Source organism: Dielma fastidiosa (assembly GCF_000313565.1).
Classification (GTDB): Bacteria; Bacillota_I; Bacilli_A; order Erysipelotrichales; family Erysipelotrichaceae; genus Dielma; species Dielma fastidiosa.
Genome location: NZ_HE578923.1, coordinates 550143 through 563472, shown reverse-complemented (window position 1 = coordinate 563472; position 13330 = coordinate 550143). Strand labels below are relative to the sequence as shown.

Here is a 13330-nt window from a genome sequence, read left to right as displayed (position 1 = left end):
CACAGTATTTCTGCGAGCATTATAACGAATTTCAAAAGAAAAAACAAGTCTTAAGGAAGCATTATCAGCATTTTAGGCTCAATTCCCTTATTTTTATTTACATTGCGCAGTTCATTGACATCAACCTGATAACGGCCGGCAATCGTTTCATACGTATCATCAGCCTTCGCGACCACCAGACAGCAGCTCGTATAAACATTATCCGCATCATCAAAAAGATCCTCGATGCTTTCAAAATCAGCCTCCGCTTCATCTGCTGCCGGCGCCGTTTCGTCAACTGCCTGTACAGTCGGTTCAGCTTGCACAGGGACCGGCTTTTCAGCAAGCTCATCCAAAGCCGGCGGCAAAGTTTCCGTCTTATTATCCTCAATCCCATGAATACCTAAATCAAGCATCAGCAGTATGCCGTCATCAGCAACCCCTTTAACCTTGAGTACCTCGATCGTAAAAGGTTCTGAATTGCTTAATTTGATACGCGGTGCCAGTACATCCAGCTCTAATGTTTCGCTAAAGGAGCGGACTTCATTTTCAACTCGGCAGTGACCGCTGATTATAACCGGCCCGACCGCACGCATGCCCCCTGATTCACGGCGGTAATCAAGCTCCGTTTTTGCCTCTACATCAATTACCCCATCAATAGCTAAACCCTTTAATATTCTTTTTTCAATATTCATTTCTTTCATGGCTGCACCTCCACTCCTATCCTATGTCATGTGCCTGATAATAATGCTATTACCAAATAAAAATACTGAGCAAATGACTATCATTTTAAATTTATAAAGCGTACAGTTAATATATAGAAAGCGCTACCAAAACTATAGAGGAGGAATTCTATGAAGAAATATGTCTGTACCATCTGCGGTTATATCTATGATGAAGCAGCCGGCAGTCCTGATCAGGGTATTGCGGCTGATACAAAATGGGAGGATCTGCCTGAAACATGGGTTTGTCCAATTTGTACCGCACCGAAATCAATGTTTAATGAAGTGAAGGAAGAAGTAAAAGAAGAAGCAGAAGAAAAGGAACAAAAGCTGGAAAACAAGCTGAATCTGTCATCGCTTGAAATGAGTATTTTATGTTCAAATCTGGCAAAAGGCTGTGAAAAGCAAGTATTAATGGATGAAATGGCACTGTTTCAAAAGCTTGCCGATTATTTTAAGGCACATGCGAAGAAAACTGTTGATCCGCAGTTTGAAACACTGCGCACGCTGGTCAATGAAAACCTATCCGATATCTATCCAATTGCTTCGCAGACCGCTAAAGAATTAAATGACCGCGGTTCTCTGCGCGCCTTAGTATGGAGTGAAAAGGTATCGCGGATACAGAGCAGCCTGCTTGACCGCTTGCTTAAGGAAGGCAGTGATTTTATTGAAAAAACCAATGTCTATGTCTGTGAGATCTGCGGTTATATTTATGTTGGTGATGAAGCGCCGGAAATCTGCCCGGTATGCAAGGTACCCAACTTTAAACTGCATAAGATTGAAAGGGGGCAATAATCATGCATGCGTTTAGAAATTTAAGAAACTGTACCAAGGATTGCTTATGTCTGTATGTTTGTCCGACCGGTGCCAGTGATACAGAAAATGGTCAGATCGACTTTAAAAAATGTATTGCCTGCGGCTTATGTATCAGTGCCTGTCCTTCACACGCAATTTCAATGGTGCCGGATACCTTTGCACCGCAGCAGCGCAAGGCTGATGCAATGAAACAGGAAATGATGAAGCTGATACAAACGATTGCTGAACAGGAGGCAGCCGCTCATGAGCTTGCGAAGCATAGTGATGATAAGGTATTTGCCCAGCTTGCTGCCGCATTAGAGAAATCAAATCGAATCATGGCTGAAGATCTATTCAGAGAAGCGGGTTATATGCTGCCGCAAAGTAAGAATACACATGATTTTTTAAGGTCTTTAAAAGCTGTCAGTGATGATCGTTTCCCAATGGAAGCTGTAGATCAATTATTGACGCTGCTTGATCAAAACGACTAAATATATTTAAAAATCCTTTGCCTTAATGAATCAGGCAAAGGATTCTTTATTATTCAAAGCCTACTAATTCAGGAATTATACCAAAATCAAAGGCAGCTTCTTCTTTATAGTCCAATTTCTCTCCATCCTGCGAGGTAACCGTACCCGCATATCTGAAAATAACCTTTCCATCCTTAATTTCACCATAAGCATAAATGTCAATTGGCTGGATATATGCCTCATACAAATCAGTGATAATGGCATTGTTCCAATCCATGAAAGCAATCAGGTTATCTTCAAAATCCTTTGGCATTGGGCGATTTTCATCAGTGCCAAGCATCAGCGTGATTATCTGTAAGTGAAAGTCCTTGGGTTCTGTATTTTCACTAATGACAAAATGCATATCAGGTTTAAAAGCAAAATAATGATCATAGAGTCCAGCGGCAATAATAACGGTGAATAAAACAGCCAGAACGGCAAGCATCGTTTTCTTTTTCATTATTTCAAATTCCTCTATTTAAAAAGTGAAATTTATACGCATATAACTGGATTGTATTTTGGTTATTCATAATGCTCCCCCGCCATTCAGTCTTTGATTTTATCCGGATGCAGCGTTTTAAGCCTGCTTTCAGCACTTGCCAGTAAGGTTGCCGCGTCTTCACCAGACTGAGGATATGTGACCGCGCAGCAATAAGGTTCCGCAAAAATTTTCCGGCCCTCAATTCGGCGCTTCCAGAACAGCTGAAGAACAAACTCTTCAATGCTTTCTCTTAAGCTGTCATCATAATCAACAAAAATTGCCACCGCAAATCTATCTTGATCCAAACGTACAGCCAGCGTGCTTTCCGGAAAATTCTGATAAATACTATCTTTTATACTGGATAAATAAGCTAAGACGATGGTACGCTCAGTATTTTGTACGATTTCATAATAATTAGTCAGACCGAAATAAAGCAGCGTCATGTGCTTGTCTTTCTTTAACCGCTGATTCACAAAGTAACAGAAACCTTCAAGATTATATAACCCGCTGTCAGGGTCCGAATAACGAATACGCCGCAGTTCCTGCTGTAGCTGATAGGAACGCTGGGTTAGCAGTATCACAAGAACAATTAAAATCCCGCCGGCATAACAAGTCAGATCGGTCAGCAGCTTTTGCTGCTTTGAAAGCCAGCCTTCTTTTGGAATAATGCTTAAGGTCCATGAGGACGGCAGATTAAATTCATGCTTCACCGCATCAGAATAATCAAGCTGATCGTCTGATACTGAAATAATCATCTTCTGTTCACCTAACGCATTAACCCGCCATAATTCATAATCATAGCCGTTATCAGTCAGCAAATCAAAACGCATCTGATCCAATACATAATCCTTATCCATGGCTACCACAAGCTCGCCTAAATACTCATTGCCGTCTATAAATGGCAATAGACATAAAAACCCTTCCTGATCGCTGCCTGGCAATACTTCCGGGCCTTCAAAGGTCTTCGTTTTCACAACCTTAGCCAAGGTGTAGCTGTAAGAAAATTCACGAATATTCTTCCCCACTAACGAGCCGTAATCTTCCGGCAGCGCCATTTTAACATTGTCACCTTCAAAATATAAAACCGAGAGAATATGTTCATTTTCAGCTATTAGCTGATTGGCTTTCTTCTCAAATAAAGCCAATTCATCAAGATCATCAAAATCAATGCTGTATGCAAGATTAGAACTCATATCTAAATTTTCAAGATTAGCGTATAAATTATCATAATATAAATCAATGACCGCTTTAGCTTCATTCTTGCGCCGTTCAATCATCAATCCTTGAGCCGCATTCCGAATCAGCACTACTACAACCAGCATACAGACAATCAGCATCAGGCTATACAGCCACTTATGTTCAGCTTTCTTCATATACTTCTTCACCATTATTAAACAACGAATAGGTGCCTTTATCATGACGTTTAATTTCATATAAAGCCTTATCCGCATTCGCAATTAAAGTTTCAAGACTATCTCTTTGATTCCAAATACCGGCGCCGATACTGCAGCTGATTTTAATTTCTTGATTGGAATATGAAATATTAAAGCTTAGCTTCTTCACCAATTCAGCTAAAATACTCTTTAATTCTTCAATATCTTCAATATCTCTTAAAATTAATATAAACTCATCACCGCCATAACGGCCTACCGCACCCTCATATTTAGTTTCATAGGCTCGCAGAATCGAACCAATCTGCCGCAGCGCGATATCACCCGCCTGATGACCATGGGTATCATTTAATATTTTTAGATTATCTAAGTCAACAAAACAAAGCACAAGCAGCTTCTGCTCATTGCCTAATAGCTTTTCCGCATGCGCTAAGAAGATTGAGCGCGTCATTACACCGGTCAGGCCATCATGCAGTCCTTTGCTGGACATATTCAGCAATGCTTCAAAATCGACACTTTCCGGCACATCATCATGATACAGCTTCTTTTCAAGCTTCTGAATCGATGTGACCAAATGTTCTACAATTGTTTTCTGATTATAGATATGCTTTCTTACAAAAATAAACAGCATAATTTCCGCAAAAGCAATCAGCACCGTCACCAGCAGCAGGATTGGCAGTACCGACATAAACAGCGCTAAAAAATCAACGCTGACTAAAATATCCCAGTTCGTATTTTCAACCGGGCCATAATAAGTAAGTTTTGGGTTCAAGCCTTCCGCGCTCTTAAAAGAGCCAGCTTCACGGCTTAACAGCATGCTTTCTAAACTATCCGGGGAAATCTCGACATAGCTGGCTTCTCGAAGGTAATCCGTATAAATGCTGCCATAAGTCAAACCATTGGTCGACGACATAATCTGACCCTTTGAACCAATCAAAACTGCCTCTGCCTCATTCACACTGGCGGCATCCTTCAGGAGTGATACCGTTTCATCAAAATAAATCGACGCAAACAAGCTGCCGACCATCTCATCAGCTTTCATTAACGGAACCGCGATTGTATAATTCAGCGTTACACCATCCGCCCCTGCCGCAAAGCTGTCAGTAACCAGATTGGTCTTTGTTGTGTAAAGGCGCTGCATATGTTCACGGCTTGCCAGACTGGCCGGTTCTTCGCCAAGCGTATAAACCTGAATATCCTGATCCACATAACAAATAAACATATAGCCGTAATATTCATTGATTTTATCAAGCTTGGCAACCTTTTCCTCCCATGGCACCTCCGGCTCATAAAACTCCGGCAAAGCGGCCAGCGAAGTTAATAGCTTAATGGTTTCATTCACACGCTGAGAAATCTGCGCAGATGCGTTCTGGTAGGCGGATAAGGTCACCTGTCTCATTCTGGAAACCGTAACAAAAACACCGCCCAATAACACAATTAAAAAACTTACGATACCAAAAACGATAAAAACTCTTCGAATCGAAGCTAAAGGAAGGATATAAACATCTTGGTTATTCTTAGTTGTCGATTTTTTATTCATGTTATGATTCCTCAATTCTATCGTTTAAGTAGAACTTACAAGCCGATAAACGTTAAATTCACTGTGCAGTAATAAAAAAGGGTATTTAACATCCTGATAAGAAATAATTTCACAAGATATTTTTTACCTTATTTTAATACATTATAAGGCTTTTTTTGTCATTTGTAAAACGTTTTGTAGCACTGCTCTTTAATTATCATCAAATTTGTGTCACTAAGAAACATATGCATATAATCTAAGTATAAGGTTAAATAAAAACCTTCAGACACACTCAATGGAGAGTTTGAAGGTTTAATTAATATGTATTCAATTCATCTATGATTTATTCAACCTTGGTATTCAGTTCAACCTTTAGGTTCTTCTTATTCAGCCGATATTCAACGACTTCACGAACGGCTGTATAAATGACCGCAAAAATTGGCACACCGATAAACATGCCTAGGATGCCAAACATTCCGCCGCCGATTACCACCGCAAACAAAATAGCGAGCGACGGCAGTCCCAGCTTATCACCGAGAATGATCGGCCCTAAAATATTGCCGTCAAACTGCTGGATAGCTAAAATCAATAAGGCGAAATACAAGCCCTGTAAAGGATGAATGATCATCAGAATAAAGACACCTGGAATAGCGCCGATGAACGGTCCGAATACCGGAATCATATTGGTCGTACCGACAATTACACTCAGCAGCAAGGCATAAGGCATTTTAAAGATCGTCATCAGCACATAAGTAATCACACCGATAATCACTGAATCAATTGCCTTCCCAACAATAAAATTATTAAAAATATCGGCCGTGATCTTGGCAAAACGAGACAGATAGTCCGCAACCGGCTTAGAACAAAATGCATATGTAGTCCGTTTGATGCCTAAGATGAAATTCTCTTTCTCAAACATGATATATAAACCTGCCATCATTCCTAAAATAATATTAAAGAAAGTGGAAGTAACCTTACCAGTTAAAGTAACCATCTGCGGCAGTGAACTGGAAAAGAAGCTTGTCAGATTAGTAATCAGCTCTTTCTCAAAATCGGTTCCTAAAAATTCATATAAATATGAAATATCGATGTTTTCTCTTACGATTACATCATTAACAAAATCAAAGAAATGACCAAGATAGCCCGGTGCTTTATCAATCAGATCAAACAGTGATGTCAGCACCTGCGGAATCAGCAGCCAAAGCAGTGCCGATACCATGATAAAACCAAGAATCAAAGCAAGAATCGCCGCCAGGTTTCTTACTCCCTTGCCTTTTAAGCCTACCTTTTTTAGAAATTCCTCAAACATCATCATTGGCTTATCAAGCAAAAAAGCGATTGCGAAGCCAAAGATAAATGGGAAGAGTTTGCCGATCATGACGTCAAAACCGGCTCGTAATTCATCAAAACGGTAAAAGGCAAAAAATACGGTGATGCCAATCACAACAACAATGCTGTTGGCAATTACCTTCGACCTGTTTTCTTCTGTAAGTTTTAGATTCATAAAAAACCTCCATAGCTATCATATCATGTCTTTATGAAAGAGTGTGTTAAGCTTCTGTTATTTCTTTTAATAATTTTTCGCATTGCGGATATACGGCATGCCCCTGAATCACCGGTATAGTACCAAAAGGCTTACTGCTTAAGGATAGAATCGGCGGTGTCTGCAGCTGTTTAAACGCATTGCGCCGCAGCGTTGATGTGAACCAGCAAAAATCCTTTACAAATTCCTGCGGATCATCAAGACCATACAGCTTCAGCCAGAAACCATATTTACCTGCGAACAGTTCTTTTGACTGATAGGCACGCAGATATTCACAAGGGTCCATGCCGGATAAAAGATCGTCTAATAGCTGATCGTGATAGAACCATTTCATCGGATCAAGCTGATCATTTTTCAATTCGGCGCTCGGCGGTGTTTCCCATTCAATCTTATCGCTGACTTCGGGCAGCAGATTCCAAGGAATTACTTCTTTTTCATACAATTCATTGATTTGTTTTGATAAAGCAAACAAGTCGCATTTTGTACAGTCACCAATTGGTGAAAGCACGCCGATGGCATCACCATAGAGCGTACAATACCCCAAAGCAACCTCCACCTTATTGCCATTATTCACTACGACACCGCCGTGGATTGCCGCAAAGCTTGACAGCAGATGGCCTCGTATCCGCGCCTGTATATTTTCCATGACCAGAGACGGCCATTTTGAATCATCATAACCATATTCATTGCAAAGTACATCACGGCTGGCCTCAACCAATTGCGTAATGGCGCCATTATTCAGCCGGATGCCTAAAGCGTCCGCAAGCTGCTGCGCATTCTGCTTGGTAGCCGATGAATTATGAGCTGTCGCAAGATTATAAGCATAAACCCTGTCAGGGCCAAAAGCCATGGTAATCAATGCGGCATTAACACTGCTGTCCAAACCGCCGGACAAACCGATGATCCACGGCATCTTGCCGCCCAGTACCTGAGCATCAAAAGTCTTAAGACCATAAAGCATCACATCAAGCTCACACAGCTCATGTTTTTGATGATTTGGCTGCTGTGTATCAATCAGCGTCAAGCCGTCATGCAGAAACGGTGCGCTGCTAATCAATTCACCGTCTTCATAATAAGCCGGACCGCCCGGACAAATAAATACATTTTTACCATAGCTTTCCACACACAGAGCGTTCACATAAACCCCGCTGTGATGCAGACAGCACATCAAATCACGGCAGTATGGATGATGATCAAGATTAATATTGAAAACATCCGCTTCGGTATCAGTGCCGAAGTTCAGCTTCAGCAATTCACCCTTGTATTCAATTTCTGAATCAATCGCGCTGTCTTCAAAATAAAGCGCCTCGTCCATAAAATGATGCTCAGGATGCTTCACTTTCATTCGCGTTTCTTTCTGCCATGCGAAAAAAGCACAATTAAACAAATGCCCATGCCGATACTTCACATTGCCCCAAACAATCGCAATCTGATCGCTGGCTTCAATTAATAATTCATTAAAGCTGTCCGCAAACTGACAAAAATCATCATTCTGCCACAGTTCTCCCAGATAAGTCCCGCTCAGCGCATTCTGCGGAAAAACGATCAGTTCTGCCTGCATCGCAATGGCTTCTTTAATCTGAGCCTGCATCTTCAAATAATTCGCCTGACAATCCCCAGGGTTGATCTGCATTGAGCTTAACGCAATCTTCATTCCCTATCACTCCTTTTTAAACACATCATCATTTCGTCTCTGTACTTGCTAAATAATCAGATAAAGTTACAAACTGATACCCCTTTTCAGCTAAAATCGGCAGCATCGCTTCAACCGCCTCAGCAGTAGCATCATATAAATCATGCATTAAAATAATTGAACCGTCTTCTATGTAGGGAAGCACTTCATTTAAAATAGCTTCCTTATTTCTTGTTTTCCAATCCAATGAATCGATATTCCAATTAATCATCCTAAACGGAATCACTTCACGCATCAAATCTGAAACAGCGCCATAGGTCGGCCTTACCAGCTGAATCTCTTTCCCTGTCAAGGCATAAGCGATATCCTGCGTCGCATAAATCTCCTGACGAATCGCTGCCTCATCCGCGATACTTAGATTGGCATGACTGTAAGAATGGTTGCCGATCTCAAAGCCATGCTGATAAAGCATCTGTGTCAAATCGCCATAAGCTTCCATCCGATTGCCTAACTCAAAGAAGGTAGCTCTGCCGCCGGCTGCTAAAAAAGCATCCATGATTCTTTTGGTAATCTCTGGTGTAGGACCATCATCAAAAGTAAATACAATCATCGGTTTATTGGGATCAATCGTCATCTTTTCGACTTCTTCATCTCCCTTATCTGCCAGTGAAGGCACTTGCGGATTCTTTAATGCGATAAAGCGTTCATGATTGGCATATTCAAATAAACCCAATTCATTGCCATCCTTATCAAAACAGCGAATTCCCTGCTCTTCAATCTGAAAATGCTCGGGAATTTCATTAAACATCGTTTGCAGCTGAACCAGATAATCCGAACGGAATAGTTCTTCGATTTTCAGAATCTTCTGCTGCTTCATATCATAAGTGATAAAGCTTGTGTTAGTCTGCTTCAGTTTTATTTGCTCATCATATACTTTTTCAATAAAACGGATAGTCACATACTGATCAAAGCTTTTCATACTCTCATAATCAAGAAAAACCAAATCATTTTCCTCACCCTGATAAGCGCGGATGGCTGCTACATGATCCTTAATCAGCTGATTCAGCGTCTCATCACTGAAATGCGGATAATGAAGGGCCAATATCACATCGGCTTCACTGAACTCATCCTGCAATGTCTCACCTGCTTTTTTATTATCTAAAGAAACTGATTTGAACTCTTGATAACGATCTTCTTTCCGTCCTAAGAAGATCAATGACACCAGCAAAACCATGACAGCTAATAATGCCAGAACCAAAATTTTCAAACGGTCAAATTCAAACCGCTGCTTTCCCATAGTTTCACCTCTCATTTCTTAGTTTACCATGGTCCAGCAAAACGTTCAAATAATTACCTATTAAAAATTTCTTAAGTTTTTTTAAATTATCGATACAGCAACAATTCACTGACAGTTACCAGCTGATACCCGCGCTCCTGAAGCAGCGGAATTAACTCGATGGCGGCCTGCACACTGGTCGGATAAATATCATGCATCAAAATAATATCCTTATCCCGTACATTATTTAATGTCACTTCAATGATTTTCTGCGTATCCTTACTGGCCCAATCACGGGTATCCAAATCCCAAAGAATCAAATCATAATCAAGAATTCGCGAAACAGTGTCATTTTTAGAACCATAAGGCGGCCTTACAAGCTTGGGATAGATATGAACAATTGATTCAATCGCCTGCTGGGTATCCTCAACCTCCTTGATTATTTCCTTTTCTGATAATTTAGTCAGCTGACGGTGATCCATCGTATGATTACCGATTTCATTGCCCTCCAATACCATTCGCTGCAAAGCCTGCGGGAACTTTTCAACCATGCTGCCAAGCACGAAAAAAGTAGCGCTGCAGTTATATTCCTTTAACGCGTCTAAAAGCTGCTCTGTATACTTATTAGGCCCGTCATCAAAGGTTAAGGCAACCATCGGTTTATTAGGATCAATGATCTTTGTCGGTTCATATAAAATTTCATCATAGGTTAAATATACGGGATTGCTGTTTTCAAGCTTGGTGAAATCCTTTAATTCTTCATAAGTAAAGACAGCCTCATGAATCTGCTGATCAGCAAAATTATCAAAATAAAATGTAATTGTATCTTGATCCAGATAGAAATTCTGGAAATTCTCAGCTTTCGGCATGACAGCCATTTTATAATCAATGGAGCTGCCGGCTGTTTCATCGCTTTGCCGCAATCGCTCATCAATTTTTTGCGCCAAGCTTTTAATCTGCTTCGCATCAAACGCGTCTTCAAACGTATAGCTTTGACTGCCGTCACCATTACTTAAAAAAGTCTTTACTTCTTCCTTATCACCACGCAGAATCTTAACCATCAATGAGATAAAATCATCATTGTGATTTAACCGATACGACATATTGAATTCACAGTCACCATCAATAGCCGCAAATTCCTGATTCAGTTCTTCACTCAATGCTTTCAGCTGTTCATCAAGCAAGGGAGCATTTAAGGTAGGATAAACCAGCATCATCTTTTTATCCTCACCGCTTTCATAATTCATATTCACATCTTCTTTAACCGGATTCACTGATTTATGACAGCCGCAAATCATCAGTGAGAGTATACTAAGCACCATTAAGAATCGTTTCATTTTTATCACCTTTTCATTCTAGTATAGAAATTCAGAATGAAAAACTTGCCTCTTTTTGATTAAAATTCCACTTTTCTAACAATACTTTAAAATGTGAAAAACGCGTATTTATGCTGATAAATCTTAACTTTCAGTAAAAACCGGTCAATGAAAGCGTTAATCATTGTATTTTTTCACAAATAAATTGTAATTAGCTATTCCTTATAGTATAATTTTAAAGTTAAAAAGGTGGAATTTACATGAGTAAACAGAAAATTATTAATATTGCCGTAATTGCCCACGTTGATGCCGGTAAGTCAACATTGGTGGATGCATTTTTAAATCAAAGCCACGTATTCCGTTCTAACGAAGAAGTTGTGGAATGCGTTATGGATAGCAATGATCTTGAGCGTGAACGCGGGATCACCATTTATTCTAAAAACTGCAGTGTAAACTATAAGGATTACAAAATCAACATTGTCGATACGCCGGGACATGCTGACTTTTCAAGTGAAGTAGAACGGATCATCAAAACCGTAGATACCGTTATTCTGCTTGTCGATTCAGCCGAGGGTCCGATGCCTCAGACACGTTTCGTATTATCTAAATCATTAGAAATGGGTCTTCGTCCAATCCTTTTGATCAACAAGATCGATAAGAAGGATCAGCGCGCGGAAGAGGTTGTCGATGAAGTTTATGATCTGTTCCTTGATCTGAATGCTAATGATGAACAGCTAGACTTCCCAATTCTGTACGGTATTGCGAAGCGCGGCATTGTTCAGCATTCTTTAGACGAAGAAGGCACAAGCATTGAACCATTATTTGAAACGATACTGAATCATGTGGAAGCTTATCCGGATTTAGATGAAGAACCGCTTCAGATGCAGGTATCCGCCTTGGCATACGATGATTATATCGGACGTTTGGGAATCGGCCGTATTTACAGCGGTGTTCTGAAAGAAGGCCAAAATGTGGCAGTTTGTGACGGTGACGGCAATATCCGTCAGAAGTCAGTCAATCAGATTTTTGCTTATCAGGGCTTAAAGCGTGTAGCTGTATCAGAAGCGCACAGCGGTGATATCGTGGTAATCAGCGGTATTGCGGATATTTCCATCGGTGAAACTTTATGTGATAAAGATAATATTATGCCGATGCCGACGATTAAAATTGAAGAGCCTACCTTATCGATGAATTTCATTGTAAATAAATCACCGTTTGCTGGTCAGTCAGGTAAATTTGTTACATCAAGAAATCTAAAAGAACGTTTGGAAAAGGAATTAGAAGTCAATGTCGGCTTAAAGGTTGAACCCACTGAGAGCGGTGACTGTTTCAAAGTCAGCGGCCGCGGTGAGCTGCATATTTCTATTCTGCTTGAAAATATGCGCCGTGAAGGTTTTGAGATTGCCGTTTCAAAACCAGAAGTTATTATGCATAGGGATGAAGAAAACCGCATTGTTGAACCGGTTGAAGAGGTTGTTGCCATCGCGCCAAGCGAATATTCAGGTACAATTATTTCTAAGCTGAATCTGCGTAAAGGTGTTATGGTGGATATGGATGAAGAAAACGGCTATTGCCGTATTACATACAGCGCGCCGACCCGCGGCTTGCTGGGCTATCGTTCAGAATTCATTAATGATACCCGCGGTGAAGGTACTTTAGTCCGCCGAATCAAGGGTTATGAGCCATTTAAGGGAGAAATTACTCAGCGTGCAAACGGTGCGATGATTTCCACTGAAACAGGCAAGGCAATGACTTATGCCTTATGGAATCTGCAGGAGAGAGGCACATTATTCATTACTCCGCAAACTGAGGTATATGAAGGAATGATTATTGGTATGAGTGCAAGAAATACCGATTTAGAAGTTAACCCAATTAAGAATAAGAAGCTGACTGCGATTCGTTCTTCAGGCAATGATGAAGCGATGAAGCTGACACCGGCAAAGATTATGTCGCTGGAAGAAGCGTTAGAATTTATCAATGATGATGAACTTGTAGAAATCACACCAGATACGATTCGTCTGCGTAAAAGAGGTCTTACACCTTTTGACCGTAAACAGTATTATCGTGAACTTGTTAAATCTCAGGAAACCGAACAATAATTATGAACAGCATGTCAAAATAGAATGGCATGCTGTTTTATTTTATTGCTGATCGTGTGTATACTAT

General features: G+C 40.5%; 11 protein-coding genes and 1 other annotated feature (1 of these 12 running past the window's edge). Of the genes, 3 read left to right on the top strand and 8 right to left on the bottom strand.

Features of this window, described 5'->3' with window-relative positions; translation table 11 throughout:
- Positions 1–12 (bottom strand) — a binding site (T-box leader); it reaches 193 nt to the left of the window's first position.
- 38 nt (positions 13–50) lie between these two features.
- Positions 51–683, bottom strand: a complete 633-nt coding sequence (locus DAHG_RS03125; protein ID WP_022936863.1) for a LysM peptidoglycan-binding domain-containing protein — start codon at positions 681–683, stop codon at positions 51–53.
- A 150-nt stretch (positions 684–833) separates the two neighbouring features.
- Here DAHG_RS03125 and DAHG_RS22040 point away from each other — a divergent pair, with 150 nt between their 5' ends.
- Both DAHG_RS22040 and DAHG_RS03115 read left to right on the top strand, forming a co-directional pair.
- Positions 834–1496, top strand: coding sequence for a rubredoxin (locus tag DAHG_RS22040; protein ID WP_022936862.1), 663 nt, complete (start codon positions 834–836; stop codon positions 1494–1496).
- 2 nt (positions 1497–1498) lie between these two features.
- Positions 1499–1987 (top strand): 4Fe-4S binding protein, encoded by a 489-nt coding sequence (locus DAHG_RS03115; protein WP_022936861.1) that lies wholly within the window; start codon positions 1499–1501, stop codon positions 1985–1987.
- A 49-nt stretch (positions 1988–2036) separates the two neighbouring features.
- On the opposite strand, the gene DAHG_RS03110 is transcribed toward DAHG_RS03115, so the two are convergent.
- The 7 genes from DAHG_RS03110 to DAHG_RS03080 all read right to left on the bottom strand — a co-directional run bounded on the left by DAHG_RS03110 (position 2037) and on the right by DAHG_RS03080 (position 11185).
- Positions 2037–2465: a hypothetical protein gene (locus DAHG_RS03110; protein WP_022936860.1), complete on the bottom strand. Its 429-nt coding sequence runs from the start codon at positions 2463–2465 to the stop codon at positions 2037–2039.
- An 86-nt stretch (positions 2466–2551) separates the two neighbouring features.
- The gene (locus DAHG_RS03105; RefSeq protein WP_022936859.1) at positions 2552–3859 is read right to left on the bottom strand and encodes a hypothetical protein; all 1308 of its coding nucleotides are present in this window, start codon (positions 3857–3859) and stop codon (positions 2552–2554) included.
- Entirely contained in the window at positions 3846–5417 is a 1572-nt protein-coding gene (locus tag DAHG_RS03100; protein WP_022936858.1) for a GGDEF domain-containing protein, read from the bottom strand. Before DAHG_RS03100 ends, DAHG_RS03105 begins: the two co-directional genes overlap by 14 nt.
- Positions 5418–5739: 322 nt before the next feature.
- A complete protein-coding gene (locus DAHG_RS18630) occupies positions 5740–6900 on the bottom strand; it encodes an AI-2E family transporter (RefSeq protein WP_022936857.1) in 1161 nt (386 codons plus the stop codon).
- 46 nt (positions 6901–6946) lie between these two features.
- Positions 6947–8593 (bottom strand): NAD(+) synthase, encoded by a 1647-nt coding sequence (nadE, locus tag DAHG_RS18625; RefSeq protein WP_022936856.1) that lies wholly within the window; start codon positions 8591–8593, stop codon positions 6947–6949.
- A 28-nt stretch (positions 8594–8621) separates the two neighbouring features.
- Positions 8622–9869 carry a polysaccharide deacetylase family protein gene (locus tag DAHG_RS20405; protein WP_022936855.1) on the bottom strand — a complete coding sequence of 416 codons (1248 nt, stop codon included), beginning with the start codon at positions 9867–9869 and terminating at the stop codon, positions 8622–8624.
- Positions 9870–9955: 86 nt separating this feature from the next.
- The gene (locus tag DAHG_RS03080) at positions 9956–11185 is read right to left on the bottom strand and encodes a polysaccharide deacetylase family protein (protein ID WP_022936854.1); all 1230 of its coding nucleotides are present in this window, start codon (positions 11183–11185) and stop codon (positions 9956–9958) included.
- Positions 11186–11424: 239 nt separating this feature from the next.
- Here DAHG_RS03080 and typA point away from each other — a divergent pair, with 239 nt between their 5' ends.
- Positions 11425–13263: a translational GTPase TypA gene (gene typA / locus DAHG_RS03075; RefSeq protein WP_022936853.1), complete on the top strand. Its 1839-nt coding sequence runs from the start codon at positions 11425–11427 to the stop codon at positions 13261–13263.
- Positions 13264–13330: the final 67 nt, after the last annotated feature.